The following is a 26,844-nucleotide window of genomic DNA, read 5'->3' on the forward strand; positions in this document are numbered from 1 at the left end:
CACCGCAGCCTTCACTCCGTCTGACACAATCGCGCAGTGGATATTTCCAACCTGATACAGACCGTACTTATTTACGCTTTGCCCGTGGTCTTCGCGATCACGGTGCACGAGGCGGCGCATGGCTATGTGGCGCGCCATTTCGGCGACAACACCGCCGAGGCGATGGGCCGCGTCACGCTCAACCCGATCAAGCACATCGATCCCATCGGGACCATCCTGATGCCGCTGATGCTGTACTTCGCAACCTCCGGGGCCTTCCTGTTCGGCTATGCCAAGCCGGTGCCGGTGAACTTCGGGCGGCTGCGCCATCCGAAGCGCGACATGATCTGGGTGGCTCTGGCAGGGCCTGCGTCCAATTTCGTGCAAGCCATCATCTGGGCGCTGGTGCTCGTGGCACTCGTTGCGGCCGGCATCGATGAAACCTTTTTCATCAAGATGGCGCAGGGCGGCGTGCTGGTCAACCTGGTGATGTGGGCCTTCAATCTCTTTCCGCTGCCTCCGCTCGACGGCGGCCGCGTTCTTGCAGGCCTGCTGCCCAACGGGCCGGCGCAGAATTTCCTGGCACGCATCGAGCCCTTCGGTTTCTTCATCGTGATGGGCCTGGTGCTCGCGGGCATCGTCAGCACCTTCTGGCTGCGTCCGCTGATGGACGTCGGCTACGCGGCCATCAACCTGCTCATCTCACCGCTCACGGCTTTGCTGCGTTAAGTTCCTCCTCCCATGGCTACGTCTCCTTCCGCTCCCCTGCGCGTGCTGACCGGCATCACGCCGTCGGGCACGCCGCACCTCGGCAACTACGTCGGCTCGATCCGCCATTCAGTGCGCCAGAGCGTCGCGCCGGGCGTCGAGAGCTTCTTCTTCCTGGCCGACTACCACGCGCTCATCAAGGTGCAGGAGCCGGCGCTGATCCAGCGCTCCACGCTCGAGATCGCCGCGAGCTGGCTGGCCTGCGGGCTCGACCCGGAACGCGTCACCTTCTACCGCCAGTCGGACATCGTCGAGATTCCCGAGCTGACCTGGTTCCTCACCTGCGTGACCGGCAAGGGCGTGCTCAACCGCGCCCATGCCTACAAGGCGCAGCTCGACAAGAACATCGCCAAGGGCGAAGACCCCGACGCCGACGTCACGGCCGGCCTCTTCATGTACCCGGTGCTGATGGGCGCCGACATCCTGATGTTCAACGCCCACAAGGTGCCCGTGGGGCGCGACCAGGTGCAGCACATCGAAATGGCGCGCGACATGGCGCAGCGCTTCAACCACCAGTACGGCGAGCACTTCACGCTGCCCGAAGCCGAGATCGACAATGCCGTGGCCACCCTGCCCGGCCTCGATGGCCGCAAGATGAGCAAGAGCTACGGCAACACCATTGCCATGTTCGCGCCGCGCGCGCAGCTGCAAAAGCAGATCGCCAGCATCGTGACCGACTCGCGCGCGCCCGGCGAACCCAAGGACACCGAAGGTTCGGCGCTGTTCCAGATCTACCAGGCCTTTGCCAGCGCCGAAGAAACCGAGGCGCTGCGCAAGGCGTACGCCGACGGCATCGGCTGGGGCGATGCCAAGCAGATGCTGTTCGAGCGCATCGACCTCGAAGTGGCGCCGCTGCGCGAACGCTACGAAGCGCTGATGAACGACCCGGCGGAGATCGAGCGAATCTTGCTCATCGGCGCCGAAAAGGCCCGCAAGCTCTCGCGCCCTTTCATGGCCGAGCTGCGCCACGCGGTGGGGCTGCGCAACCTTGCGGCAGGCCGCGACAAGGGCGGTGCACGCAAGGCGGCCAAGGTCGCCAGGCCGAGTTTCAAGCAGTACCGCGAGCGCGACGGCCTGTTCTATTTCAAGCTGCTCGACGCCCACGGCGCCACCCTGCTGCAGAGCCGCGGATTCGCCTCGCCGCAGGAAGCCGGCCGCGCCATCGCCGCCTTGCAGCAGCAGCGCGGCGCGGCACTGGCCGCGCTCGCCGAGCAGCTCGAGCCGGCCGGCCCGGAAGAATTGCGCGCCGCGAACGAGGCGCTGGAAGCACTGGCGGAGACAACAACCTCTACCAACGGAAGTTGATCCGACGATATCCATCGGCCACCCGCCGAGGATTGACGAGAGTTAAGACCGTGCGATCACTAAGGAAGAAAACATGAGCATTTATGTCATCGACGACCACCCCCTGATGCGCGACGCGATCGTGATGGTGCTGCGGCGTCTGCGGCCCGCCGAAAACATCGTCGAGCTCGAGCGCCTCGACAAGCTCGCGAGTGCGGTCCAGCAGCGCGGCGAGCCCACGCTTTTCTGCCTTGACCTGAAGCTGCCCGACACCAATGGCGTCTCGGGCGTGGTCGCTGTCAAGCAGGTCTATCCCAACGTGCCGATCGCCGTCTATTCGGCGGCACCGGCCGGAGACATGGAAGACGCCTGCATCGAAGCCGGCGCCGACACGTACATCGAGAAGTCGGCCAGCTCGGCCGAACTGGCCGCCGCACTGCGCGGCCTGCTGATGGCGGGCTCGGAAGAGGCGGACGAGCCGGCGCTGGCCAGCAACAGCAAGCTGTCGAAGCGCCAGACGCAGCTGATCGCGATGCTCGACAAGGGCATGAGCAACCGCGACATCGCCACCGACCTCGAGATCAGCGAGCACACCGTGAAGGTGCACCTGTGGCGCCTGTTCCGCCGCCTGGGCGTGAAGAGCCGCACGCAGGCGCTGCACTACGCGCGGACCAATGGGCTGCTTTCCGGAAACTGAGCTCGCCCCCAGGCTTCGCGCACTTCGTGTCGCTTCTCCCTCCCCCTACCGGGGGCAACACCAGTGGCCCGGCCAAGCCGGTTCCACGGTGTTTCTGGAAGGGGCATGCGCGGGTTGTTGGCTGCTGAAAACCGCGCTCTGGCGCGGTTTTTTGTTGCTTGGGCGGCCTTGCCCTAGCCGCCGGAGGCGCTGACGCGGGCTTGGGCCACGGCTTCGTCGGCGTCGTGCAGGGCGACGCGGAACACGCTGCCGCTGCCCAGGCGGGAGCGCACGCTGACGGGGTGGCCCAGCACGTGCGAGAGCCGGGCGACGATGGCCAGGCCCAGGCCGAAGCCGTCGGAGGTGCCGGCATGGTCGGCCACCTTGTAGAACTCCAGGAACACGTCGCGCAGGTGCTCGGGCGCAATGCCGATACCGGTGTCCCACACCTCCACACGCAGGCCGTCGCGCGATTGCCGCGAGGCCAGCAGCACGCCGCCGTCGGTGGTGTACTTGATCGCGTTGGCCAGCAGGTTGCCGAGCATGCGGCGCACCCGGATCGGGTCGGTCAGGAAGCTGCCCTCGGTCACGTGCACGCGGAAATCGAGCCCCCGGCTCTCGGCCACCGGGCGGTATTGCAGTTCGAGGTCGTGCAGCAGCTCGGCCACGTCCACGCGCTCGATGTGCAGCCGCACCTGGCCCGAATCGATGCGCGCCAGGTCGAACATCGAATCGAACAGCGCGTTCACCGCGTGCGTGGCACGAACGATCTTAGGGGCGAGCTCCAGCACCAGTTCGGGTTCGTTGCGCAGCCAGTCGGCATAGAGAGACAACGCCAGCACCGGCTGGCGCATGTCGTGCGCGGCGCTCGCGAGAAAGCGGTTCTTCATGGCCACGGCCGCCACCGCGGCCTGCCGCTGCTGCGTGAGCGACTTGATCAGGATGTGGTTGTGGAACAGCAGCTCCAGGCTGTTGCGCGCCGTCTCGTGAATGTGGCGCCCGGCGCGCAGCAGCAAGAACCAGTGCAGGATCGGCAGGATCGGCATCAGGAAGCCGTACTGGAAATGCGGCTCCACGAGGTTGATGCTCACGAGCCGGATCAGAACAGCCCCCAGCATCGTGGTGAACAGCGTGTTGACGTAGCGCTTGAGCAGCGGCGGATGCAGCGCCAGCCCGTTGAGCGGAAAGGTGCCGACGCCGGCCACGATGAGCCAGCTCATGAACTGGTTGACCTGCGGCGTGCGCTCGAAGAACAGCAGGATCGACAGGCCCCAGACGACCGCGCTGGTGCTCCAGATGAAGCCATAGCGTTCGGTGAACTGCTGCTGCGCCGCCGCGCTCCTGCCGGCGTAGCGCACGGCATAGACCCTGGCGCCCCAGGCACGGCAGGCCGTGGCAATGAGGCCCGCGGCGAGCCAGGTCAGCAGTTCCCACCGCGGCACGTAGCTCCAGTTCAGGCCGACCATCGCCGGCATGAGCGCCGCCGAGACAATGTACGACCCGCGCGCGGAGCGCATGAGGCTGCGGATCAGCTCGCCGCGCACCCAGGATTCAGCTTCGTCGGCCGAAGCCGGGACCGGTGTCACGCTCGCGATCGACGGATTGGCCATGTGGCGCGGAGCCTCTTGTTCATTCGACTACAAGGAAAAATCCCGGCATGCGGGAGCCTGGGGTGGTGGCGATCTTAACGGGCCGATACAGCTGCTTCGAAGCTTGACTGGGCGCCATGCGCAACGGCCGCGAAAAACGCGAAAGCCATGCGAACGAAAGGCTCCGGTTTCGCCGGCGCGGATGACCGGGCCGTGGAACGGGCAAAAAAAATAGCCCCTTTGCGGGGCCATTCTTGGAGGAGAGGGAGGGATTCGAACCCTCGGTACTATCGCTAGTACGCCTGATTTCGAGTCAGGTACATTCGACCACTCTGCCACCTCTCCGGTGCTGTCGAGCCTGCGATTATAGCAGACCTAAACCGGGTTTTTGAAGCCCGCCCGTTCAGCCGCGCAACAGTTCCAGTCCGCCGAGGTAAGGCCGCAGCGCCGCGGGCACGTTGATCGAGCCGTCCTCGTTCTGGTGGTTTTCCAGCACCGCGACCAATGTGCGGCCCACCGCCAGGCCCGAGCCGTTGAGCGTGTGGACGAGTTCGTTCTTGCCCTGCGCGTTCTTGAAACGGGCCTGCAGGCGGCGCGCCTGGAAGGCCTCGCAGTTCGAGACCGAGCTGATCTCGCGGTAGGTGTTCTGCGCGGGCAGCCACACCTCCAGGTCGTAGGTCTTGGTGGCGCCAAAGCCCATGTCGCCGGTGCACAGCAGCACCACCCGGTACGGCAGTTCCAGCGCCTGCAGCACGGCTTCGGCGTGGCCGGTCATCTGTTCGAGCGCGTCGTAGCTCTTCTCGGGGTGGACGATCTGCACCATCTCGACCTTGTCGAACTGGTGCTGGCGGATCATGCCGCGCGTGTCACGGCCCGCGCTGCCGGCTTCGGAGCGGAAGCACGGCGTGTGGGCCGTGAGCTTGATCGGCAATTGCGCCTCGGCCACCACCTCGTCGCGCACGAAGTTGGTGAGCGGCACTTCGCTGGTGGGGATGAGGTAGAGCGCTGAATGGTCGGGCGCGGGCTCGCCCTCCTGGCCGCCCTTCTTGGCGGCGAACAGGTCGCCTTCGAACTTGGGCAGCTGGCCGGTGCCGCTGAGCGTGGCCGCGTTGACGATGTAGGGCACGTAGCACTCGGCATAGCCGTGCTTCTCGGTCTGGATGTCGAGCATGAACTGCGCGAGCGCGCGGTGCAGCCGGGCGATCGGCCCCTTCATGACGGTGAAGCGCGAGCCCGCGAGCTTGGCGCCCATCTCGAAGTCGAGCCCCAGCGGCGCGCCCAGGTCGACGTGGTCCCTGGCGGCAAAGGGCAGCGGCGTGGCGCCCGCCCCGGCGCCGCCCTGCGGGCTCCAGCGGCGCATCTCGACATTGCCGGTCTCGTCTTCGCCGACCGGCACGCTGGCGTGCGGCAGGTTGGGCACGGCCAGCAGCAGCGCCTGCAACTCGGGCTGGATCTCCTCGAGGCGCCTGGACTGCGACTCCTGCTCGGCCTTGAGCGCATTGACTTCGGCCATCAGCGCATCGACCGATTCGCCCTTGGCCTTGAGCGGGCCGATCTGCTTGTTCAGCGTGTTGCGCCGGGCCTGGATTTCCTCGGTGCGGGTTTGCAGCGTCTTGCGCTCGGCCTCGAGCGCGGTGAACGCCGACACGTCGAGGTACGGCTGGTTCTTCTTGCGTTTTTCGAGGCCGGCCACAGCGGAGGCCAGGTCTTTGCGGAGCAGAGTGATGTCAAGCATGGGGGGATTTTAGGTGGGCGTAGCATCGCCCTCCCGCAACTTCAACCGAAGGGAATGAGCGATGCAAGCCTATCTGACATTCAACGGCAACGCGGCCGAGGCGCTGGCCTTCTATGCCAAGGCGCTGGGCGGCAAGGTTGTCTTCAGCATGAGCTTTGGCGAAAGCCCGATGGGGGCCGAAACGCCGGCCGCCTACAAGGACAAGATCATGCACGCCACGCTGGAAGCCCGCGGCCACCAGCTGATGGCTTCCGACATGCCGCCCGGCATGCCCTTCGAGGGGCACAAGGGCTTTTCGCTATCGGTTCAGGGCAACAGCGTGGACGAGGGAAAGAAGCTCTTCGACGCACTGGCCGAAGGCGGCGAGGTCACGATGCCGTTCGGCCCGCAGTTCTGGGCCGCGGGCTTCGGCATGCTGAAGGACAAGTTCGGCGTGCCGTGGATGGTCAATTGCGAGAAATGAATAGAGCCCCCCGGCTTTTCACTTCGCTGCGCTGCGTGTAATTCGCCACCCCCCGAGGGGGAGGCGCGGCTCGCCTTGGGGCGGCCCGGCGGCGGCCGCCCCGCCCTCAGGCCACGGTGGCCGGATCGACGTTCGCGCCGCAGACGATCAGGCAGACCTTCTCGCCTTCGCGCGGCACATAGGCGCCGGTCTGCAGCGCCGCCAGCGGCAGCGCGGCGGCCGGCTCGACGGCGAGCTTCATTTCCTTCCACAGCCACTGCTGTGCGGCGCGGATGGATTCGTCGGATAGCAGCAGCGCGTCCTGCACGTATTGCCGGGTGATGTCCCAGGAAATGGCGCCGATGCGGCGCGCGCCGAGCGAATCGGCGGCAATGCCGCCCACCTCGACATCGACCGGCTCGCCGGCCTGGCGGGCGCGGTACAGCGTGGGCGCCTTTTCGGGCTCGAGCGCCACCACGCGGGCGCGCTTTTCGAACCAGCCGGCCAGGCCGCCGATGAGGCCGCCGCCGCCCACGCTCACGAGCACGGAATCGGGCAGGCCGCCCTGCGCCTCGATCTCCTGGCCGAGGGTGCCCGCGCCGGCCACGACTTCGGGCTGGTCGTAGGCGTGCGTGAGCAAGGCGCCGGATTCCTTCTGGCGCGCGAGGCAGGCTGCCAGCGCGTCGGGATAGAGCTCGCCGACCACGACCACCTCGGCGCCGAGCGCCCTCAGGCGGGCGCGCTTGGCTTCGGGCGAGACGCCGGGCAGGAACACCTGGCAGCGCACGCCCAGCGCCTTGGCCGCCGCCGCGGTGGCAATGCCCGCGTTGCCGCCCGAGGCCACGATCACGCCGCTTCCGGGAATGTCGTTGGCCAGCAGGCGGTTCATCATGCCGCGGGCCTTGAAGCTGCCGCTCACCTGCATGTGCTCGAGCTTGAGCCACACCTCCACGCCCGGCACCGCCAGGCCGAAGGCCGCGGACGGCAGCTTCCAGAGCGGGGTCTGGCGCAGGAAGCCGCCGGCGCGTTCGCGCAGCCTGCGGGAGGCGCTCTCCGTTTCAGAGCGCCAGTGGGTGTTTTCGTTGTTCAAGAGATGTGTCCAGGAGGGGGAATGTCGTCGAGCTTGAGGCCCTTGGGGAGCGGAAACTTGATGGTTTCCTCGATACCGTCCATCTTGCGGACCGACACCGCGCCGAGCGCCCTCACGCGCTCGATCACCTCACGCACCAGCACTTCGGGGGCGGAGGCGCCGGCCGTGAGGCCGACCCGGCCCTTGCCCTCGAACCACTCGGGCTTGAGTTCGTCGGCCGAATCGACCATGTAGCTTTCGGTGCCCAGGCGCTGCGCCAGTTCGCGCAGCCGGTTGCTGTTGGAGCTGGTGGGGCTGCCGACCACGATCACCAGGTCGACCTGCGGGCTCAGGATCTTGACCGCGTCCTGGCGGTTCTGCGTGGCATAGCAGATGTCCTGCTGCTTGGGCTCGCGCACCTTCGGAAAGCGGGTGCGCACCGCCGCCGCGATCTCGGCCGCGTCGTCCACGCTGAGCGTGGTCTGCGTGACCACGGCGAGCTTCTCGGTCTGCGCGGGCGCCACCTTCGCCACGTCTTCCACGTCTTCCACCAGGTGGATGCCGCTCGCGAGCTGGCCCATGGTGCCTTCGACCTCGGGGTGCCCCTTGTGGCCGATCATGATGAACTCGTAGCCCTCCTTGGCGAGCTTGGCGACCTCGACATGCACCTTGGTCACCAGCGGGCAGGTGGCGTCGAAGACGTCGAAGCCGCGGTCGCGCGCCTCCTGCTGCACCGCCTTGCTTACGCCGTGCGCGCTGAACACCAGCGTGGCGCCGGGCGGCACGTCGGCCAGGTCCTCGATGAAGATCGCGCCCTTGGCCTTGAGCTCGTTCACCACGTAGGTGTTGTGCACGATCTCGTGGCGCACGTAGATCGGTGCGCCGAACTTGGCAAGGGCGCGCTCGACGATCTCGATCGCGCGGTCCACGCCGGCGCAGAAGCCGCGCGGCTCGGCAAGGATGACTTCCTCGATGTTCGTGTTCATGCCAGGCATCCTGCGCTTGCCGCCGGACCGCTCATAGAACGCCGATCAGCCGGACCTCGAAGGTCACGGGCTGTCCGGCCAGCGGATGGTTGAAGTCGAAGCGCACCGCGGTCTCGTTCGATTCGACCACCGCGCCCGCGTAGCTGCCCGCGCCGTCGGGCGTGGGGAACTGCACCACGTCGCCGACCGCGTATTGCTCGTCGGGATCGCCCATCTGCGCGAGCAGCTTGCGGGCCACCCATTGCTGCATCTCGGGATTGCGCTCGCCGAAGGCCTCTCCGGCGGGCAGCTCGAAGATGGCGTGTGTGCCCTCTTCCAGGCCCATGAGCCGCTGCTCCATGGCGGGCGAGAGCTCGCCGGTACCCAGCGACAGGGTCGCGGGCTTGTCGGCGAAAGTGTTGATGATGTCGCCCGCCGGACCGGCCAGCCGGTAATGCAGGGTCAGGAACGAGCCGGAAGTCACAACGTGGGACATGGGTGCAGCGGAGGTAGGCAAAGACAAGGTGGGTGTCCCGATAAACTGGACTGCATTTTAAGGAGCCGGGGCTTCCGCCCGCTCTTTCAAGGTTTCACCCAGGTTTTCGATGGCATTCAAGGATCTCCCCGCCCACGCCCGCCCGCGCGAAAAGCTCATCGCGCGGGGCGCCGCCGCGCTGGCCGACGCCGAGCTGCTGGCGCTGCTGCTGCGCACCGGCGTGGCGGGAAAGAACGTGCTCCAGCTCGCGCAGGAGCTGCTCGACCACTTCGGCGGCCTTTCGGGCCTGCTGCAGACCGGCGCCGAGGACCTGAAGGTGATCAAGGGCATGGGCGGCGACGCCAAGCGCGCCGAGCTCATCGCGGTGCTCGAACTGGCGCGCCGCGCCATGGCCGAGCGCCTGAAGGAGCGTACGGTGTTCGACTCGCCCGGCACGGTCAAGCAGTACCTGCAGCTGCACATCGGATCGCGACCCTACGAGGTGTTCGCGGTGCTGTTTCTCGATGCGCAGCACCGGCTGATCGTGCTCGAGGAGCTGTTCCGCGGAACGCTCACCCAGACCAGCGTCTACCCGCGCGAAGTGGTCACGCGTGCGCTGCACCACCAGGCCGCGGCCGTGGTGCTGTCGCACAACCATCCCAGCGGCAGCATCGAGCCCTCGCGCGCCGACGAGTCGCTCACCCAGACGCTCAGGGCCGCGCTCTCGCTGATCGACGTGCGCGTGCTCGACCATGTGATCGTCAGCGCCGGCCAGAGCTATTCGATGGCCGAGAAAGGGCTGCTCTGATGGCCTCCCGCACCCCGCCCATCAAGAACCTGGCCGACCTGAAAAAGGTGCAGCGTACGCTGGCCGAGACCCGCGAGCGTGAAGCGGCGGCCGCAGCCGCCAAGGCCGCGGCCGAGCGCAAGCGCGCCGCCGAAAAGGACCTGTTCGCGCGCGCCATCGGTGCGACCGAGCCGCTGCGCCGCAAGGCCGTGGTGCCGCTTGCGCCCGAGCCGCCGGCGCCCATTCCGGTGCAGCACCAGCTCGACGAGCAGCGCGTATTGCGCGAGTCGCTTTCCGACGAGTTCGACGTGACGACCCTGCTCGACGTCGACGACGCCATGAGCTTTCGCCGCCCCGGCATCGGCACCGATGTGACGGCGCGTCTGCGCAAGGGCGATTGGAGCATCCAGGCGCAGGTCGACCTGCACGGCCTGCGCAGCGACGAGGCGCGCGAGGCACTCGGCGGCTTCATCCGCAACGCCTACAAGCAGGGGCTGCGCTGCGTGCGCGTGGTGCACGGCAAGGGCCTGGGCTCGCCCGGCAAGCAGCCCGTGCTCAAGACCAAGACGCAGCGCTGGCTGATCCAGAAGAACGAGGTGATCGCCTTCGTGCAAGCCAAGCCGGCCGAAGGCGGGGCCGGCGCGCTGGTGGTTCTGCTGGCACCGGCTCGGCGCTGACTGCGGCAGGCCGCTAGGTCAGGTGGTTCTTCAGCGGAACCGAGGCATCCGCCACCGCCGCCGCATCGGGGCTGCGCCCCGCTTCGAGCAGCTTGCGGCTCATCATGTGATCGACCGGCGCGTTGACCGATTCGACGCACGCCAGCTGCCCGTCGACATAGTGGAACAGCGAGAACGCATCGGGCTTGGGGCCGGCGCGGCGCACGCTGGTGAGGCCCGGCGTGCCCTCGGCCGGCATCAGGCCGACCATCTGCAGGCGCATGCTGCCCTGGTCGGACCAGAACCACGGCACCACGTCGTGCGGGCGCGGCGCGCCGGTCAGCGTGGCCACGGCCGTGCGCGCCTGGTCGTTCGCGTTCTGCACCGATTCGAGCCGCAGCGCGCGGCCCGCGCGGCGATCGGGAAAGCGCGTGCAATCGCCCACCGCGAGCACATCGGCCGCGCTGGTCTGCATGTGGCCGTCGACCACGATGCCGTCGGCGCATTCGATGCCCGCGGCCTGCGCCAATGCGGTCTCTGGCACGGCGCCAATGCCCAGCAGCAGCAGGTCCACCGGCTGCTTCACGCCGTTGACCTGGATCGACAGCAGCCGCTCGCCCTCGACCTCGAAGGCACCGGTGCGTGCGCCGAGCACGATGTCGATGCCCGCCGCGCGATGCGTCGCGAGCACGTGGGCCGAGAGTTCCGGCGACACGGCACGGCCCAGCAGCCGCGGCGCGCTCTCGATCACCTGCACGCCCTTGCCGAGCGCCTTGGCCGTGGCCGCCACCTCGAGGCCGATGAAGCCGCCGCCCAGCACCGTGACCTGCTGCGCAGCGGCCAGGCGCGAACGCAGGCGATGCGCTTCGTCGGCGGCGCGCAGGCTCGCGACGTTCTCGAGCCCCGGTTTCAGGTCGGGCATCTGGCGCGCGCGCGTGCCGGTGGCCAGCACCAGCCGCTCCCACGGCAGGACCGCGCCCGAACGCAGGGTGACGGTGTGCGCCTCGCGGTCGATGGCCACGGCCGCATCGCCCAGGTGCAGCGTGATGCCCGCTTCGCGGTACCAGCCGGCGGCCTTGTGCGGCTGCGTGGTTTCCTCGGCGCTCTTGAGAAAGGCCTTCGACAGCGGCGGCCGGTGGTACGGCTCGCAGGCCTCCTCGCAGACCAGGTGCACGCGTGCGCCCTGCCCGGCTTCGGCCAGGCCCGCGCAAAGCTGGGCCGCGGCGTGGCCGCCGCCGATGATGACGATGGGATTCATTGAAAAGAGTCGCTTTCGGAATCGTTGTTTGTTCTATGGCTCGCCACGATTGCGCATCCAGTCTGCGGTCTGGAAGAACGAATCGCGCAGCCGCGCGCGCAACCCCTCGGGCACGCCGGTCTCGCCCATGGCCTGGTCCATGCAGGCCAGCCACTGGTCGCGCTCCTTGATGCCGATACTGTGGCCGCCGATGCTTTGCGGCAGATGCCGTGCGCGCAGCATCGGATGGCCGAAGCGGTCGGTGTAGTGCTGCGGTCCGCCGAGCCAGCCGCACAGGAACCAGAACAGGCGCTGGCGCGCGTTGTCGAGGCTGGTGCCGTGCACCGCGCGCAGCTGCGCATAGGCCGGCTCGAGCTCCATCAGGTCGTAGAAGCGATCGACCAGCGCCTGCACCCTGGGTTCGCCGCCGATCCATTCGAAGGGAGTGTCGGCGGGAGGCTTTTCGTGAATCTGCATGCCGGGAGTATCCCTCTGTGCGCCTGTCAGGCCTGCACGAGGTTCGGAATTCCCACGTCGGGATTCACGTCGGCCTCGTAGTCCACGCCTTCGATGCCGAAGCCGAAAAGGCGCAGGAACTCCGCCTTGTAGCCCGCGAGATCGGTGAGCTCGTGGACGTTCTCGCTCGTGACCTGCGGCCAGAGCGCCATCACGCGCGCCTGCACTTGCGGGGACAGTTCCTTGTAGTCCGCGCGCAGCCGGCCCTCCCCGTCGAGGTGCGGCGCGCTGCCGTAGAGGCTGTCGGCAAAAAGCCCGTGGACCTGCTCGATGCAGCCCTCGTGCGTGCCCTCGGCCTTCATCACCTTGAACAGCAGCGACAGGTACAGCGGCATCACCGGAATCGCCGAGCTCGCCTGCGTGACGACCGCCTTCAGCACCGAGACACGCGCATCGCCGCCCTTGGCGGCCAGCCCGGCGCGGATGCCGAGCACCTTCTGGTCGAGGTCCTTCTTGGCGGCGCCGATGGAGCCGTTCCAGTAGATGTCGTGCGTGATCCGCTCGCCCAGGTAGGTGAAGGCCGTGGTCTTCGCGCCATCGGCCAGCACGCCCGCGGCCTGCAGTGCGTCGATCCACATCTGCCAGTCTTCGCCGCCCATCACGGCCACGGTGTCGTCGATCTCTTTCTGCGTGGCGGGCTCGAGCACGGTGTCCTTGACGGCTTCGTTGTCGGTGTCGAGGCCGCGCAGGCTCACGGCCTTGCCGACGGGCTTGAGCGTCGAATTAAAGACTTCGCCGGTCTTCGGATGGGTGCGCCGCGGCGCGGCCAGGCTGTAGACGACGAGGTCGACCTGGCCCAGGTCTTCGCGGATCGCATCGATGGCCTTCTGCTTCACGTCGTCCGAGAAGCCGTCGCCGTTGATGCTCCTGGCGTAGAGGCCCTCTTGCGCGGCTGCGCGGTGGAAGGCGGCCGAGTTGTACCAGCCGGGCGAGCCGGGCTTGCTCTCGCTGCCGGGCCGCTCGAAGAAGACGCCGAGCGTGCCGGCGCCGCAGCCGAAGGCCGCCGTGATGCGCGCGGCCAGGCCGTAGCCGGTCGAGGCGCCGATGACCAGCACCCGCTTCGGCCCGCCCGCGATCCTTCCCTTGGCCTCGACGTAGCCGATCTGCTGCCTGACGTTGGCCTCGCAGCCCGCAGGATGGGTCGTGACGCAGATGAAGCCACGCACGCGCGGTTTGATGATCATGAAAAGCTCGCTGAAGATGGGTGCCGCGGGGGCTGGGGGGCAGGATTTCGCGCCGCGAATTTAACCCAGGCCGTGCCAGGGCCGATCCGGCAAGGCCATATGCATATGTCGATTGAGGATTTAATAATCGCGGGTTTTGTTGATAGGGTCCAGCCTTTCGTCTTTTCATCCGGAGTGAGAACAACCATGCGCCACACCCTGCTTGCCGCGGCCCTCGCCGCCTCCACCCTGCTGACGGGCATCGCTGCCCATGCGGACCAGCTCGCAGACATCAAGAAGAAGGGTGAACTCGTGGTCGGCGTGCTCGGCACCGACGAGCCCGCGACCTTCATCGATCCGAAGACGCGGCAGATCGTCGGCTACGAAGTCGACCTGGTAAACGCCATCGCCAAGAAGATCGGCGTGAAGCCGGTGCTCAAGCAGATTGCCGTGGCCGCGCGCATTCCCGAGCTGCAGCAGGGCCACGTCGACCTGGTGGCGGCCGGCCTCACGCACAACAAGGAGCGCGAGGCGCAGATCGACTTCTCGCTGACCACCTTCGTCACCGGCCAGAAGGCCATCGTGAAGAAGGACAGCGGCATCACCGAGGTGCCGCAGCTTGCCGGCAAGAAGGTGCTGACCATCCGCGGCGGCACGCAGGAACCCAACATCCGCAAGGCCGTGCCCACCGCCGAGGTCGTGACCTTCGACACCAGCCAGCAGGCCTTCCAGGCGCTGCAGCAGGGCAAGGGCGTGGGCTACGTGGACGACGAGGCCGCGCTGCTGCGCAGCTACGCCAAGCTCGGTCCGCAGAAGGCCCAATACGTGGTGCTCAAGCAGAACCTGAGCACCGAGGCGCTGGCCATCGGCATCAAGAAGGGCGAGAGCGCACTCAAGGCCGTGGTGGACGAGACGCTGCGCGAACTCGAGAAGTCGGGCGAAGCGCAGAAGATCTTCATCAAGTGGTACGGGCCGAACACCGCCTCGGGCTTCCAGACGCGCGACTTCAAGCTGGAAAGCGACAAGATCGACTGACATGGCATTTCTCCTTCCCCTTCCGGGGGAAGGCCGGGATGGGGGCTCGCAGCTTCTGAACAGTCCACGGCGGTGATACTGTCGCCCCCCATGCCCCTGTTCGACTATTCGCTGCTCTTGACCGGCATGTACCACGACATGCTGGTCGCGGGCCTGTGGCTGTCGCTGCAGCTGCTCGCGGCCTCGCTCGTGCTGGCGCTGCCGATCGCGCTGGTGGTGGCGCTCTTGCGCCTTTCGCCGCTCGCGCCGCTGCGCTGGCTCGGCTTTGCGTACGTGGAGAGCATCCGCAACATCCCGCTGCTCGCGCACATGCTCTTCTGGTACTTCGGCGCGCCCGAGCTGCTGCCCGAGGGCATCAAGCAGTGGCTCTATGCGGGACACATCGAGGCCTACAGCGCCATCGTCGCGCTGTCGCTCTACACGGCCGCCTTCATGGCCGAGGACATCCGCAGCGGCATCCGCGCGATACCCGCGGTGCAGTTCGAGGCGGGACGCGCGCTGGGCTTCGGCTTCCTGGGCACCATGCGCCGCGTGGTGCTGCCACAGGCGCTGCGCGTGACAGTGCCGCCGCTGATCTCGCAGACGCTGAGCCTCTGGAAGAACACCTCGATTGCCACCGTGATCGGCGTGGCCGAGCTGATGTACCAGGCCGGGCAGGTCGAGAGCGCGACCTTCCGCAGCTTCGAGTCGTTCGCGTTCGCGAGCGCGGCGTACCTGACCGTATCACTCGCGATCACGGGGTTGGCCACCTGGTACCACCACCGCTTTCCGGTAAGAACCATCTAGGGCCATCGACCAGATGCTGGAAATCATCCACGACTACTGGGTCTACTTCCTCATCGGGCAGTACCCGAACGGGCCGCTCGGCGGGCTGGTGCTCACGCTGCTGCTCGCCTCCTGCGGCCTGGTGCTCGCGCTGCCATTGGGCATCGTGCTCGGCCTGGCGCGCGTGAGCCCGTGGCGCTGCGTGCGATGGCCGGTCACGGCGCTGGTGTTCGTGGTGCGCGGCCTGCCGCTGTTGATGGTGATCTTCTGGGCCTACTTCTTCCTGCCCAGCGTCACGGGCGTGAAAACCAACCAGTTCACCACCATGCTGATCGCGCTCGTGGTGTTCGATGCGGCCTACCTGGCCGAGATCGTGCGCGCCGGCATCCAGGGCCTGCCGCGCGGCCAGATGGAGACCGCCCGTGCGCTGGGCCTGGACTACGGCCGCGCGATGCGCCTGGTGGTGCTGCCGCAGGCTTTGCGCAGCATGCTGCCTTCGCTGGTGAACCAGTTCGTCTCGACCATCAAGGAGACCTCGCTGGGCTACATCATCGGGCTGGCCGAGGTCTCGTTCATCGCCACGCAGATCAACACGCAGGTGTTCACCAAGCCCGCGCAGATCTACCTGATCCTGGGCCTGACCTATTTCATCCTGTGCTTCGGCCTCTCGCGCTTCGCCTACTGGCTCGAAGGCCGGCTCGCGCGGCGCGGCATGGCCACCGCCAGCTCCGTCTCGGCTCCCAAGGTATCCGCATGATCGAACTGCAAGACGTCAACAAGTGGTACGGCAACTACCACGCCCTGGTCGACATCAGCGAGACCATCCGCAAGGGCGAAGTGGTCGTGGTGTGCGGACCTTCGGGCTCGGGCAAGTCGACGCTGATCCGCACCTTCAACCGGCTGGAGCCGATCCAGTCGGGCCGCATCCTCATCGACGGCCAGGACATCCATGCGCCGGGCACCGACGTGAATGCCTTCCGCTCGCGCATCGGCTTCGTGTTCCAGCAGTTCAACCTGTTTCCGCATCTCACGGTGCTGCAGAACTGCACGATGGCGCCGATGCAGCTGCGCGGACTGTCGCGCAAGGAGGCCAACGAGCGCGCCATGGCCCTGCTGCAGCGCGTGGGCCTGGCCGGCAAGGCGAACGCATGGCCGAGCGAGCTCTCGGGCGGCCAGCAGCAGCGCGTGGCCATCGCGCGCGCCCTCGCCATGCAGCCGCCGCTGATGCTGTTCGACGAACCCACCAGCGCGCTCGACCCCGAGATGGTGGGCGAGGTGCTGCTCGTGATGCGCGATCTCACGCGCGACGGCATGACCATGGTCTGCGTGACGCACGAGATGGGCTTTGCGCGCGAGGTGGCCGACCGCGTGCTCTTCATGGACGAGGGCAAGGTGCTCGAACGCGCGACACCCGACGACTTCTTCAACCGGCCGCAGCACCCGCGCGCGCAGCAGTTTCTTTCGGACATCCGCTCGCCCTTCGCGCGCGGCGCATGAGATGCTTTTCACGCCCATGACCGACACACAGACGCTTCCCGTGATCGACGTCGCCCCGCTCGTGGCCGGCGCTGCTGGCCGCGAAGGCGTGGCCGCGCAGATCGGCGCCGCCTGCCGCGCGCATGGCTTCTTCTATGCCACGGGCCACGGTGTCGATGCGGCGCTGGTGCAGCGGCTCGAGGAGCTGAGCCACCGGTTCTTCGCGCTGCCCGAAGAAACCAAGATGCAGTGGCGCATGGCCCTGGGCGGGCGCGCATGGCGCGGCTACTTCCCGCTCGGCGGCGAGCTGACCTCGGGCCGGCCCGACTGGAAGGAAGGCCTCTACCTCGGCACCGAGCTGCCCGATTCGCATCCGCTGGTACAGGCGAAGACACCGGTGCACGGGCCCAACCTGTTCCCCGACGTGCCGGGTTTGCGCGAAACCATCCTCGCCTACATGGCGGCCGTCGCGCAACTGGGCCACCGGCTGATGGAGGGCATCGCGCTGAGCCTGGGCCTGCCGGCGGCGTACTTCGCCGAGCGCTACACGGCCGACCCGCTGATCCTGTTCCGCCTCTTCAACTACCCTTCGCAGCCCGTGCCCGAGGGCCTCGACGTGCAGTGGGGCGTTGGCGAGCACACCGACTACGGCCTGCTCACGATCCTGCACCAGGACGACGTGGGCGGCCTCGCCGTGCACACGCCCGGCGGCTGGATCGATGCGCCGCCGATTCCGGGCTCCTTCGTCTGCAACATCGGCGACATGCTCGACCGCATGACCGGCGGGCTCTACAGGTCGACGCCGCACCGCGTGAAGCGCAACACCTCGGGCCGCGACCGGCTCTCGTTTCCGCTGTTCTTCGATCCGAACTTCGAGGCGCGCGTGCAGCGCATCGAAGGCCTTGCAGGTGCCGAGGCGCGCGACGACAGCGCCGAGCGCTGGGACCGCGCCAACGTGCACGCCTTCAACGGCCGCTATGGCGACTACCTGCTCGCCAAGGTGTCGAAGGTGTTTCCGCAGCTGCGCGACGAGGTGCTCTGACCCCGGCTACGCGAGCTTCTCCAGAGGCATGGGAAACCAGCGCGGCACGTGTGCGATGGCCTCGTGCAGCGAGTCGAGCACATGGAATGCCCGCTCGACGATCGCAGCGGGCGGGTGCTTGAGGTCCGGCACGATCACGACCCGAAGGCCCGCCGCCAGCGCGGCCTTGGCACCGTTCTCGCTGTCCTCGAAGGCCACGCAGTGCGCCGGGTCCACGCCCAGGCGCTCGGCCGCGAGCAGGTAGAGCGCCGGGTCGGGCTTGGCGCGCGCCACCTCGTCGCCGCCCGCGAAGGCCTCGAAGTGATGGAGCACGTCGAGGCTGCCGAGGCAGGCCGCGATCTGGCCGCGCGCGGACGACGAGGCGACCGCGCAGCGTGTGCCGCGCCCGCGCAAGGCAGCGAGCAACTCGGCCGCGCCGGGCTTGATGGGAAAGAGCGGCCGGGCGTCGCCCTCGGCGCGCTGCAGCTGCAGCGCGGCGGTCACTTGCGTCGCCGCATGCTGGTAGGCGGCCGCGCCGCCGAGCAGCGCCGCGAGGATCTGCTTCGACTCGGCCATGGCCAGCCCCACGCATTGCAGGTACTGGGCGTGCGAAAGCTCGATGTCGAGCGTGCGGGCCGCTTCGATCCAGGCGGCCATGATGGGCCGTTCCGAATCGATGAGCAGCCCGTCCATGTCGAAAATGGCGGCGGTGAACATGGAGTGATCCTAAGCCCGCGCGGCGGAAAGCAAAAAAAGGGGCCGGCGGCCCCTTTCTGTAGAAAACGGCCGCGATCCGCCGCTCAGTCGCGCACCAGCGCCCTGTTGAGCCCCAGCGCCGCCAGCGTGCCGACGGCACCGGACAGCAGATAGACGCTCACGTAGGCCAGCCCGAAATTCGCCGACAGCCCCAGCGCCACCAGCGGCGCGAAGGCGGCGCCGATGAGCCAGGCCAGGTCGGCCGTGAGCGCGGCGCCGGTGTAGCGGTACTTGGGCTCGAAGTTCGAGGTCACGGCGCCGGCCGCCTGGCCGTACGACAGGCCCAGCAGCACGAAGCCCAGCAGGATGAAGATGTCCTGCCCGAGGCGGCCGCCGTCGAGCAGCGTGGGCGCAAAGCCGCTGAACACCGCGATCATCGCGGCCAGCCCGCCCAGCGTGAAACGCCGTCCCACGCGGTCGGCGACCAGGCCCGAGGCCACGATGCCGCCGGCGCAGAACACCGCGCCGACCATCTGCACCACCAGGAACTCGGTGATCGACTGGTCGGAGTACAGCGTGATCCACGACAGCGGGAACACGGTGATCAGGTGGAACAGCGCGTAGCTGGCCAGCGCCGCGAACGCGCCGATCAGCAGGTTGGCGCCCTGCGAGCGGGTCAGCTCGACCACGCTGGTGGGCTGCAGTTCGCGCTCTTCGAGCAGGCGGGAATACTCTTCGGTGGCCACCAGCCGCAGGCGCGCGAACAGCGCCACCACGTTGATCGCGAAGGCCACGTAGAAGGTGTAGCGCCAGCCCCAGTCGAGGAAGTCCTTGAGCGGCAGGTTGGCGTAGAGGTAGGCGAACAGCGCGCTCGCCACGAAAAAGCCGAGCGGCGCGCCCAGCTGGCCCAGCATGGCGTACCAGCCGCGGCGGTTCTCCGGCGCATTGAGCGCCAGCAGCGACGGCAGGCCGTCCCACGAGCCGCCGAGCGCAAGGCCCTGGGCGAAGCGGAACACCGACAGCAGCACGATCGACGTGAACCCGAGGCTCGCGTAGCCCGGCAGGAAGGCGATGCCCGCGGTGGAGGTGCCCAGCACGAACAGCGCGATGGTCAGCTTGGCTTCCCGCCCGAAGCGCCGCTGGATGGCCATCGAAATGACGGTTCCGAACGGCCGCGCAAGGAATGCGAAGGAAAAAACCACGAAGGCGTAGAGGGTTCCCTCGAGGCGCGCCTCGAACGGGAAGAACACCGCCGGGAACACCAGCACCGAGGCAATGCCGTAGACGAAGAAGTCGAAATATTCCGACGCCCGGCCGATGATCACGCCCACGGCGATCTCGCCGGGTGCGATGTGGGAATGTTCGTCGCCCTGCCGGGCGTCGTTTCCGGACGTGTTCGGCACAGGCTGTGCGCCTTGCGGACTGATGCTGGACGTCGTCGTCATTGCGTTTTTTAATTCGGGTGTCACCGGCAGTGACCAAGGTAGACCATTGAACAGGGTCCAAGCGTCTCACCGAATGAGGATTCCCGCCATAGGACAAAACGTCCAATAGGCGGCGAAGGCCTTTGGTCGTAGATTGTGGAGTCTTTGCGCAGCCCACGCACTTCTTTCTTTCGGCATGCCCACCCTCAAATCTCTTCGCCGATGGCCCCTGTTGCTTCCGCTTGCCTTGCTGGCAGGCTGCAACACGGTGCTCATGAACCCTTCCGGCGACATCGCCAACCAGCAGGGACGCCTGATCGTCGTCTCCACCGTGCTGATGCTGATCATCATCATTCCGGTGATCGCGCTGACCCTCTTCTTTGCCTGGCGCTATCGCCAGTCGAACAAGGAGGCCGACTACAGCCCCGACTGGGACCATTCCACCCAGCTCGAGCTCGCGATCTGGGCCGCGCCGCTGCTGATCATCATCGCGCTGGGTGCCATCACCTGGATCAGCACCCACACGCTCGACCCGTACCGGCCGCTCAGCCGGCTCGACGCCGAGCGCCCGGTTCCCGCCGAGGCCAAGCCGCTGGTGGTCGAAGTGGTGGCGCTCGACTGGAAATGGCTCTTCATCTACCCCGAGCAGGGCTTTGCCACGGTGAATGAAATGGCCGCGCCGGTCGACCGGCCGATCACCTTCAAGATCACCGCCTCCTCGGTGATGAACTCCTTCTTCATTCCCGCGCTGGCCGGCCAGATCTATGCCATGCCGGGCATGGAGACCAAGCTGCATGCGGTCATCAACAAGCCCGGCGAGTTCGAGGGCTTCTCGGCCAACTACAGCGGCGCGGGCTTCTCGGGCATGCGCTTCAAGTTCCACGGCCTGAGCAACACCGGCTTCGACCAGTGGGTGCAGAAGGTCAAGGCCGGCAAGGACGGCGAACTCACGCGCGAGCAGTACAAGAAGCTCGAAGCGCCGAGCGAGCGCGAGCCGGTGCGGCACTACGCCGCGGTGGCGCCCGACCTGTACGACGCCATCCTCAACCTCTGCGTCGACCGCAACAAGATGTGCATGAAGGAAATGATGGCCATCGATGCGGACGGCGGGCTGGGCAAGCCCGGCGCGTTCAACATTGCCACCAAGAAGGCCTGGCAGGCTGACACCCTCACCAATTCGCCCACGCGCAAGTACGTCACGGCGATGTGCACCACCGAAGAATGACGATGTTCGAGAACCTTGACCTGACGAAGCTCATCTTCGGCCGCCTCACCTGGGAGGCGATTCCCTTCCACGAGCCGATCCTGCTCGCCACCTTCATCGCGGTCGCCCTCGGCGGCCTCGCACTGCTGGGCGCCATCACCTACTACAAGGTCTGGGGCGTGCTGTGGCGCGACTGGATCACCAGCATCGACCACAAGAAGATCGGCATCATGTACATCATCCTCGGCCTGGTGATGCTGCTGCGCGGCTTCTCCGACGCCATCATGATGCGGGCCCAGCAGGCCATCGCCTTCGGCGACAACGCCGGCTTCCTGCCGCCGCACCACTACGACCAGATCTTCACCGCCCACGGCGTGATCATGATCTTCTTCGTGGCGATGCCGCTGGTCACGGGCCTCATGAACTTCGTGGTGCCGCTGCAGATCGGCGCACGCGACGTGGCCTTCCCGTTCCTGAACAACTTCAGCTTCTGGATGACCACCTTCGGCGCCGGCCTCGTGATGGCGTCGCTGTTCGTCGGCGAATTCGCCAAGACCGGCTGGCTCGCCTACCCGCCGCTGTCGGGCATTCTCTTCAGCCCCGACGTGGGGGTGGACTACTACATCTGGTCATTGCAGATCGCGGGGGTCGGCACCCTGTTGTCCGGCGTCAACCTGCTGGCCACCATCGTGAAGATGCGCGCGCCCGGCATGACGATGATGAAGATGCCGGTGTTCACCTGGACGGCCCTGTGCACCAACGTGCTGATCGTGGCCGCCTTCCCGGTGCTCACGGCCGTGCTCGCGCTGCTGTCGCTCGACCGCTACGTCGGCACCAACTTCTTCACGAACGACCTCGGCGGCAACGCCATGATGTACGTGAACCTGATCTGGATCTGGGGCCACCCCGAGGTCTACATCCTGATCCTGCCGGCCTTCGGCATCTTCTCGGAAGTGGTCTCCACCTTCAGCGGCAAGCGCCTGTTCGGCTACGCCTCGATGGTCTACGCCACGGTGGTGATCACGATCCTGTCGTACCTCGTGTGGCTGCACCACTTCTTCACCATGGGCTCGGGCGCCAGCGTGAACTCGTTCTTCGGCATCACGACGATGATCATCTCGATCCCCACGGGCGCGAAGATCTTCAACTGGCTCTTCACCATGTACCGCGGCCGCATCCGCTTCGAGCTGCCCATGATGTGGACCATCGGCTTCATGATCACCTTCGTGATCGGCGGCATGACGGGCGTGCTGCTCGCGGTGCCCCCGGCCGACTTCGTGCTGCACAACAGCCTGTTCCTGATCGCCCACTTCCACAACGTGATCATCGGCGGCGTGCTGTTCGGCATGCTGGCGGGCATCACCTACTGGTTCCCGAAGGCCTTCGGCTACAAGCTCGATCCGTTCTGGGGCAAGTGCTCGTTCTGGTTCTGGATCGTGGGCTTCTGGTTCGCGTTCATGCCGCTGTATGTGCTTGGCCTGATGGGCGTCACGCGCCGCATGAGCCACTTCCAGGACATGTCGCTGCAGATCTGGTTCCAGGTGGCGGCCTTCGGCGCGGTGCTGATCGCGCTGGGCATCGCCTCGTTCCTGATCCAGCTGGTGGTGAGCTACATCCGCCGCGATTCGCTGCGCGACACCACGGGCGACCCGTGGAACGGCCGCACGCTCGAATGGTCGACCTCGTCGCCCCCGCCGGCCTACAACTTCGCGTTCACGCCGCGCATCCACGACAACGACGCCTGGACCGACATGAAGCGCCGCGGCTACACCCGCCCGGTCGACGGCTTCACGCCCATCCACATGCCCAAGAACACGGCCGCCGGCTTCATCATCGCGGCGCTGGCCGGAACCTGCGGCTTCGCGCTGATCTGGCAGATGTGGCTGGTGGCGGGCGTGGCTTTCTTCGCCATGCTGGCGGCCGTGATCATCCACACCTTCAACTACAAGCGCGACTACCACATCCCCGCGGAAGAGGTCGTTCGCACCGAGGACGAACGCACCCGCCTCCTGGCAGCAGCCCATGTCTGATACCACCGCCCTCCACTCCCCCGCGGCCGGCCACGCCCACAGCGACGCCACGGGCAAGCCGCCCGTGTTCGAGCTGTTCCACGTCGGCAACGACCACCACCCGGAAAACGGCACGCTGCTCGGCTTCTGGCTCTACCTGATGAGCGACTGCCTCGTCTTCGCCTGCCTGTTCGCGGTGTATGGCGTGCTGGGCCGAAGCTACGCGGCCGGCCCTTCGGGCGCCGATCTGTTCGACCTGCCGCTGGTGGCGGTCAACACCTCGCTGCTGCTGCTGTCGTCCATCACCTATGGCTTCGCCGTGCTCGAAATGCAGAAAAAGCGCATGGGCGGCACGCTGGCCTGGCTGGCCATCACGGGCCTGCTGGGCGCGGGCTTCATCGGCCTGGAGCTCTACGAATTCGCGCACCTGATCCACGAAGGCGCGGGCCCGCAGCGCAGCGCCTTCCTGTCGTCGTTCTTCGCGCTGGTGGGCACCCACGGGCTGCACGTGACCTTCGGCATCGTCTGGCTCATCGTGCTGATGATCCAGCTGCCCAAGCACGGCTTCAGCGCCGCGAACCGCCGCCGCCTGATGTGCCTGTCGATGTTCTGGCACTTCCTGGACGTGGTGTGGATCGGCGTCTTCACCTTTGTTTATCTGATGGGATCGATGGCATGAGCACCGCCCACACCGAAACCGCAGCGCACGGCCATGGCGCACACGATGCGCACGACGACCATCACGACGACGGCCCCGTCAGCCACAGCACCTTCAAGGGCTACATGACCGGCTTCGCGCTGGCCGTGATCCTGACCGCGATTCCGTTCTGGCTCGTCATGGGCAACGTGCTCGGCAAGCCGGGCACCACCTCGCTCGTGATCCTGGGCTTTGCCGCGGTGCAGATCGTGGTCCACATGATCTACTTCCTGCACATGGACGCCAAGTCCGAGAGCGGCTGGAACATGCTGGCGCTGATCTTCACGATCGTGCTCGTCGTCATCACGCTGGCCGGATCGCTCTGGGTCATGTACCACATGAACGCCAACATGATGCCCATGTCGGTGCACGACATGAAGAACATGCCTTGACGCCCCCGCCGCCAGAGCCCAGCACCCACGACGCCACACCGGCCGGCCGCCCGCGCGGCGCGGCGGCCCGGGTGGCTCTGGCGGTCTGCGCGGCCCTGGCCTTTGCGGGCTTCTTCGCGCTCGGCACCTGGCAGGTCGAGCGCAGGGCCTGGAAGCTCGATCTCATTGCCCGCGTCGAGCAGCGCGTGCATGCCCCGGCCTCCGAAGCGCCCGGACGCGAGCGCTGGCCGCAGGTCAACGCGGCCGACGACGAATACCGCCGCGTGCGCATCGCCGGCCGCTTCCTCCACGGCAAGGAAACCCTGGTGCAGGCCAGCACCCGGCTCGGCGCCGGCTTCTGGGTGCTGACGCCGCTGCAGGCCGCCGACGGCAGCATCGTGCTGGTCAACCGCGGCTTCGTGCCGCCCGAGGCGCGCGAGCGCACCGCCCGCGCGGCCAACGAACCCCAGGGCGAAACCACCGTGACCGGCCTCCTGCGCATCAGCGAGCCCAAAGGCGGCTTCCTGCGCAGGAACGAGCCGGCCGCCGATCGCTGGTTCTCGCGCGACGTGCAGGCCATTGCCGCGGCGCGCGGCCTCCACGACGCGGCACCGTACTTCGTCGATGCCGAGGCCGCGCCCTCCCCGCCCGGCGCGGCCCCCGCCTGGCCGGCCGCAGGCCTCACGGTCATCGCCTTTCCGAACAGCCACCTCGTCTACGCGATCACTTGGTACGGCCTTGCGCTGATGGTCCTGGGCGCAGCCTGGTTCGGCTGGCGCGAGGGGCGCAGGCGCGCCGGCGGGGCCGATGGCGGCACAGGCGAAAATACGGCCCATGCCGACGCCACCGCCCGCCCCGATGCCCGCCGCGACTGAAGCCGTCGCAGTCGCGGGCGAATTGCATCCGCCGCGCGCGGGCGTGGCAAGCCTGGACAACGCCACCGGCCACAAGAACATGCAGCAGCTGATCGAGCTGCGCTGGTTCGCGGTGGTGGGGCAGGTCGCCACCATCCTGGTCGTGCACTACGGCTTCGGCATCCGGCTGCCGCTGGAGCACATGCTGCAGGTGCTGACCTGCCTCGCACTCTTCAACGGCGTGAGCCTGCTGCGCTCGCGCAGCCCGCGCCGCGTGACCAACGGGGAGCTCTTCCTCGCGCTGCTGGTCGACGTGGCCACGCTCACCGCACAGCTCTACCTGAGCGGCGGCGCCACCAACCCCTTCGTCTTCCTGTACCTGCTGCAGGTCATCCTGGGGGCGGTGCTTCTGAAGGCCTGGTCGACCTGGACCATCGTGGTCGTCACCTGCCTCTGCTTTGCGGGGCTGGCGCTGTTCTCGCGCCCGCTCGCGCTGCCGCTGGACCACGACCGCGGGCTCTGGAGTCCCTACGTGCAGGGCATGCTGGTCTGCTTTGCGCTCAACGCGGCGCTGCTGGTGGTGTTCATCACGCGCATCAGCCGCAACCTGCGTGCACGCGACGCGCGGCTGGCCGACCTGCGCCAGCGCGCATCGGAAGAGGAGCACATCGTGCGTATGGGCCTGCTGGCCTCGGGCGCCGCGCACGAACTGGGCACGCCGCTTGCCACGCTGGCCGTGATCCTGGGCGACTGGCGCCGGCTGCCGCATTTCAGTTCCGACCCCGAACTGCTGACCGAGGTGGCCGAGATGGAACTGCAGATCCAGCGCTGCAAGAGCATCGTGAGCGGCATTCTGCTGTCGGCCGGCGAAGCGCGCGGCGAATCGTCGGAAGAAACCACCGTCCGCACCTTCCTCGACGAACTGGTCGAGGAATGGCGCAGCACGCGTCCGGTCGAGGAATTCGACTACGAGAACCGCTTTGGCCAGGACCTGCCCATGGTCTCCGACTCGGCGCTCAAGCAGATGATCTGCAACGTGCTCGACAATGCGCTGGAAGCCTCGCCGCACTGGCTGCGCTTCGAGGTGGCGCACGACGCCGACGCGCTGACCCTCACGGTCACCGATGCCGGCCCGGGCTTCCTGCCGGCCATCCTGAAGGAGTTCGGCAAACCCTACCAGTCGAGCAAGGGCCGCCCGGGCGGCGGGCTCGGGCTGTTCCTGGTGGTGAACGTGGCGCGCACCCTGGGCGGCCGCGTCGCGGTGCACAACCGGCCCGAGGGCGGCGCCATCGTGGTCATCACGCTGCCGCTTGCGGCGGTCGTGCTCGAAGAGGAAGACGAGGAAGAAGAGACCCAGGCCATCGGCGCCGCCGACACCATCATCGATCGAAACGCAAGGCCATGACGGAAACCACCGAAGCCGAACGCCAGCTGCTGATCGTCGAGGACGACGCGGCCTTCGCGCGCACGCTCGGCAAGTCGTTCGAGCGCCGCGGCTATGCGGTCGCGCACGCCACCAATGCCGAGGAGGTCGAGACGCTGCTGCAGGCCCGTTCGCCCGGCTATGCGGTGGTCGACCTGAAGCTCAACGGCGAGGCCTCGGGCCTGGCCTGCGTGCAGATGCTGCACCGGCACAACCCGAAGATGCTGATCGTGGTGCTCACGGGCTTTGCCAGCATTGCCACGGCCGTCGAGGCCATCAAGCTCGGCGCCTGCCACTACCTGGCCAAGCCGTCGAACACCGACGACATCGAGGCCGCCTTCGGCCGCGCCACCGGCACCACGGAGGTGGAGCTGACCAACCGCTCGACCTCGATCAAGACGCTCGAATGGGAGCGCATCCACGAGACGCTGGCCGAGACCGGCTTCAACATTTCCGAAACCGCGCGGCGGCTCGGCATGCACCGGCGCACGCTGGCGCGCAAGCTTGGCAAGCAGCAGGTGAAATAGC

General features: G+C 67.3%; 28 protein-coding genes and 1 tRNA gene. 18 read left to right on the plus strand and 11 right to left on the minus strand.

From position 1 onward, the window contains the following. Window positions 1–36: 36 nt before the first annotated feature. The 3 genes from FB547_RS20805 to FB547_RS20815 all read left to right on the plus strand — a co-directional run bounded on the left by FB547_RS20805 (window position 37) and on the right by FB547_RS20815 (window position 2,728). A complete protein-coding gene (locus FB547_RS20805) occupies window positions 37–708 on the plus strand; it encodes a site-2 protease family protein (RefSeq protein ID WP_145745542.1) in 672 nt (223 codons plus the stop codon). A 12-nt stretch (window positions 709–720) separates the two neighbouring features. Beyond that, the gene (locus FB547_RS20810; protein ID WP_145745543.1) at window positions 721–2,052 is read left to right on the plus strand and encodes a tryptophan--tRNA ligase; all 1,332 of its coding nucleotides are present in this window, start codon (window positions 721–723) and stop codon (window positions 2,050–2,052) included. A gap of 73 nt (window positions 2,053–2,125) precedes the next feature. Further along, window positions 2,126–2,728, plus strand: coding sequence for a LuxR C-terminal-related transcriptional regulator (locus tag FB547_RS20815; RefSeq protein ID WP_145745545.1), 603 nt, complete (start codon window positions 2,126–2,128; stop codon window positions 2,726–2,728). A 173-nt stretch (window positions 2,729–2,901) separates the two neighbouring features. Here the strand turns inward: FB547_RS20815 and FB547_RS20820 are convergent, their stop codons facing one another. The 3 genes from FB547_RS20820 to serS all read right to left on the minus strand — a co-directional run bounded on the left by FB547_RS20820 (window position 2,902) and on the right by serS (window position 6,031). Then, window positions 2,902–4,317: a sensor histidine kinase gene (locus FB547_RS20820; protein WP_145745547.1), complete on the minus strand. Its 1,416-nt coding sequence runs from the start codon at window positions 4,315–4,317 to the stop codon at window positions 2,902–2,904. A gap of 234 nt (window positions 4,318–4,551) precedes the next feature. Beyond that, window positions 4,552–4,641, minus strand: a tRNA-Ser gene (locus tag FB547_RS20825). 58 nt (window positions 4,642–4,699) lie between these two features. Next, window positions 4,700–6,031, minus strand: coding sequence for a serine--tRNA ligase (gene serS, locus FB547_RS20830; protein ID WP_145745549.1), 1,332 nt, complete (start codon window positions 6,029–6,031; stop codon window positions 4,700–4,702). Window positions 6,032–6,092: 61 nt separating this feature from the next. Here serS and FB547_RS20835 point away from each other — a divergent pair, with 61 nt between their 5' ends. Further along, window positions 6,093–6,494, plus strand: a complete 402-nt coding sequence (locus tag FB547_RS20835) for a VOC family protein (protein ID WP_145745552.1) — start codon at window positions 6,093–6,095, stop codon at window positions 6,492–6,494. Between the two features lie 106 nt (window positions 6,495–6,600). Here the strand turns inward: FB547_RS20835 and FB547_RS20840 are convergent, their stop codons facing one another. Genes FB547_RS20840 through FB547_RS20850 form a run of 3 tightly spaced genes read right to left on the minus strand, consistent with a single transcriptional unit; the run spans window position 6,601 to window position 9,003 of the window. Further along, complete coding sequence (locus FB547_RS20840; protein ID WP_145745553.1) at window positions 6,601–7,563, minus strand: threonine/serine dehydratase; 963 nt, start codon at window positions 7,561–7,563, stop codon at window positions 6,601–6,603. Beyond that, window positions 7,560–8,528 carry a 4-hydroxy-3-methylbut-2-enyl diphosphate reductase gene (ispH, locus tag FB547_RS20845; protein WP_145745555.1) on the minus strand — a complete coding sequence of 323 codons (969 nt, stop codon included), beginning with the start codon at window positions 8,526–8,528 and terminating at the stop codon, window positions 7,560–7,562. Before ispH ends, FB547_RS20840 begins: the two co-directional genes overlap by 4 nt. A 31-nt stretch (window positions 8,529–8,559) precedes the next feature. Further along, the gene (locus tag FB547_RS20850) at window positions 8,560–9,003 is read right to left on the minus strand and encodes a peptidylprolyl isomerase (protein WP_145745557.1); all 444 of its coding nucleotides are present in this window, start codon (window positions 9,001–9,003) and stop codon (window positions 8,560–8,562) included. 109 nt (window positions 9,004–9,112) lie between these two features. On the opposite strand from FB547_RS20850, the gene radC reads away from it, so the two are divergent. Continuing rightward, window positions 9,113–9,790, plus strand: a complete 678-nt coding sequence (radC, locus tag FB547_RS20855) for a RadC family protein (RefSeq protein ID WP_145745559.1) — start codon at window positions 9,113–9,115, stop codon at window positions 9,788–9,790. Then, complete coding sequence (locus FB547_RS20860; protein WP_145745561.1) at window positions 9,790–10,446, plus strand: Smr/MutS family protein; 657 nt, start codon at window positions 9,790–9,792, stop codon at window positions 10,444–10,446. Before radC ends, FB547_RS20860 begins: the two co-directional genes overlap by 1 nt. A 13-nt stretch (window positions 10,447–10,459) precedes the next feature. Here FB547_RS20860 and FB547_RS20865 read toward each other — a convergent pair whose 3' ends face one another. From FB547_RS20865 to fabV, 3 genes are read right to left on the minus strand one after another with little or no spacing between them, the layout of a single operon-like run. Then, window positions 10,460–11,683, minus strand: a complete 1,224-nt coding sequence (locus tag FB547_RS20865) for an NAD(P)/FAD-dependent oxidoreductase (RefSeq protein ID WP_145745563.1) — start codon at window positions 11,681–11,683, stop codon at window positions 10,460–10,462. Window positions 11,684–11,716: 33 nt separating this feature from the next. Continuing rightward, the gene (locus FB547_RS20870; protein ID WP_145745565.1) at window positions 11,717–12,139 is read right to left on the minus strand and encodes a group II truncated hemoglobin; all 423 of its coding nucleotides are present in this window, start codon (window positions 12,137–12,139) and stop codon (window positions 11,717–11,719) included. A gap of 26 nt (window positions 12,140–12,165) precedes the next feature. Next, window positions 12,166–13,362, minus strand: coding sequence for an enoyl-ACP reductase FabV (gene fabV, locus FB547_RS20875; RefSeq protein WP_145745568.1), 1,197 nt, complete (start codon window positions 13,360–13,362; stop codon window positions 12,166–12,168). Window positions 13,363–13,548: 186 nt separating this feature from the next. Between fabV and FB547_RS20880 the strand changes: the two genes are divergently transcribed. From FB547_RS20880 to FB547_RS20900, 5 genes are all read left to right on the plus strand, one after another. After that, window positions 13,549–14,376: an ABC transporter substrate-binding protein gene (locus tag FB547_RS20880; protein ID WP_145745570.1), complete on the plus strand. Its 828-nt coding sequence runs from the start codon at window positions 13,549–13,551 to the stop codon at window positions 14,374–14,376. Window positions 14,377–14,466: 90 nt separating this feature from the next. Next, the gene (locus FB547_RS20885; RefSeq protein WP_145745572.1) at window positions 14,467–15,162 is read left to right on the plus strand and encodes an amino acid ABC transporter permease; all 696 of its coding nucleotides are present in this window, start codon (window positions 14,467–14,469) and stop codon (window positions 15,160–15,162) included. Between the two features lie 13 nt (window positions 15,163–15,175). After that, entirely contained in the window at window positions 15,176–15,898 is a 723-nt protein-coding gene (locus FB547_RS20890) for an amino acid ABC transporter permease (RefSeq protein WP_145745574.1), read from the plus strand. Beyond that, window positions 15,895–16,638: an amino acid ABC transporter ATP-binding protein gene (locus FB547_RS20895; RefSeq protein WP_145745576.1), complete on the plus strand. Its 744-nt coding sequence runs from the start codon at window positions 15,895–15,897 to the stop codon at window positions 16,636–16,638. The genes FB547_RS20890 and FB547_RS20895 overlap by 4 nt, the downstream gene beginning before the upstream one ends. A 16-nt stretch (window positions 16,639–16,654) precedes the next feature. Next, the gene (locus FB547_RS20900) at window positions 16,655–17,659 is read left to right on the plus strand and encodes an isopenicillin N synthase family dioxygenase (RefSeq protein ID WP_261380346.1); all 1,005 of its coding nucleotides are present in this window, start codon (window positions 16,655–16,657) and stop codon (window positions 17,657–17,659) included. 6 nt (window positions 17,660–17,665) lie between these two features. Here the strand turns inward: FB547_RS20900 and FB547_RS20905 are convergent, their stop codons facing one another. Together FB547_RS20905 and FB547_RS20910 are read right to left on the minus strand one after the other, a co-directional pair. Further along, a complete protein-coding gene (locus FB547_RS20905) occupies window positions 17,666–18,355 on the minus strand; it encodes an HAD family hydrolase (protein ID WP_145745580.1) in 690 nt (229 codons plus the stop codon). Window positions 18,356–18,438: 83 nt separating this feature from the next. Next, window positions 18,439–19,779 (minus strand): MFS transporter, encoded by a 1,341-nt coding sequence (locus FB547_RS20910; RefSeq protein WP_145745582.1) that lies wholly within the window; start codon window positions 19,777–19,779, stop codon window positions 18,439–18,441. Window positions 19,780–19,954: 175 nt separating this feature from the next. Between FB547_RS20910 and cyoA the strand changes: the two genes are divergently transcribed. Genes cyoA through FB547_RS20945 form a run of 7 tightly spaced genes read left to right on the plus strand, consistent with a single transcriptional unit; the run spans window position 19,955 to window position 26,843 of the window. Continuing rightward, a complete protein-coding gene (gene cyoA, locus FB547_RS20915) occupies window positions 19,955–20,983 on the plus strand; it encodes a ubiquinol oxidase subunit II (RefSeq protein ID WP_145745584.1) in 1,029 nt (342 codons plus the stop codon). Continuing rightward, window positions 20,980–22,992 carry a cytochrome o ubiquinol oxidase subunit I gene (gene cyoB / locus FB547_RS20920; RefSeq protein WP_145745586.1) on the plus strand — a complete coding sequence of 671 codons (2,013 nt, stop codon included), beginning with the start codon at window positions 20,980–20,982 and terminating at the stop codon, window positions 22,990–22,992. The genes cyoA and cyoB overlap by 4 nt, the downstream gene beginning before the upstream one ends. Continuing rightward, a complete protein-coding gene (cyoC, locus tag FB547_RS20925) occupies window positions 22,985–23,650 on the plus strand; it encodes a cytochrome o ubiquinol oxidase subunit III (protein ID WP_145745588.1) in 666 nt (221 codons plus the stop codon). The genes cyoB and cyoC overlap by 8 nt, the downstream gene beginning before the upstream one ends. Next, on the plus strand, window positions 23,647–24,060 hold the full coding sequence (gene cyoD / locus FB547_RS20930) for a cytochrome o ubiquinol oxidase subunit IV (protein ID WP_145745590.1): 414 nt from the start codon (window positions 23,647–23,649) through the stop codon (window positions 24,058–24,060). The genes cyoC and cyoD overlap by 4 nt, the downstream gene beginning before the upstream one ends. Next, the gene (locus FB547_RS20935; RefSeq protein ID WP_145745591.1) at window positions 24,057–24,914 is read left to right on the plus strand and encodes an SURF1 family protein; all 858 of its coding nucleotides are present in this window, start codon (window positions 24,057–24,059) and stop codon (window positions 24,912–24,914) included. The genes cyoD and FB547_RS20935 overlap by 4 nt, the downstream gene beginning before the upstream one ends. After that, window positions 24,898–26,298, plus strand: coding sequence for an ATP-binding protein (locus FB547_RS20940; protein WP_145745593.1), 1,401 nt, complete (start codon window positions 24,898–24,900; stop codon window positions 26,296–26,298). Before FB547_RS20935 ends, FB547_RS20940 begins: the two co-directional genes overlap by 17 nt. Further along, window positions 26,295–26,843, plus strand: coding sequence for a response regulator transcription factor (locus FB547_RS20945; RefSeq protein ID WP_145745595.1), 549 nt, complete (start codon window positions 26,295–26,297; stop codon window positions 26,841–26,843). The genes FB547_RS20940 and FB547_RS20945 overlap by 4 nt, the downstream gene beginning before the upstream one ends. Window position 26,844 lies beyond the last annotated feature (1 nt).

It is taken from the genome of Variovorax beijingensis (genome assembly GCF_007828835.1).
Taxonomy (GTDB): domain Bacteria; phylum Pseudomonadota; class Gammaproteobacteria; order Burkholderiales; family Burkholderiaceae_C; genus Variovorax; species Variovorax beijingensis_A.